We start from the raw sequence: 264 nt of genomic DNA on the forward strand, positions 1-264 counted from the left end.
GCTCTTCACACCGGAATTTGTCTGAGCTTGGCAAGTTTGCGGAGGTTCTGGACTGTTGCTGCGAGGTGGAAGTCGTCCTTGGCGCCGTTTGGTCCTCTAAGGCGGAGGCGGTCGAGGCCGATACTGCGTTTGAGGTGGGCGAAGAGCATCTCTACCTTCTTTCTCGCGTAGCTGGAGGCGACATAGGCATCTGTCTTCGCGATATCCCGTGCTTTTTGGCGGGCGTCTTCATGCCTGGATCGGGCGATCTTACGGGTCACCTGT

General features: G+C 57.6%; 1 protein-coding gene. It reads right to left on the reverse strand.

Translation table 11 applies throughout. The features are described from left to right. Positions 1 to 5: 5 nt before the first annotated feature. On the reverse strand, positions 6 to 264 hold a 259-nt coding region (locus AB2B41_RS23565), incomplete at its 5' end, for a transposase (protein ID WP_367880257.1).

It is taken from the genome of Sulfitobacter sediminis, assembly GCF_040811725.1.
GTDB classification, from domain to species: Bacteria; Pseudomonadota; Alphaproteobacteria; order Rhodobacterales; family Rhodobacteraceae; genus Sulfitobacter; species Sulfitobacter sediminis.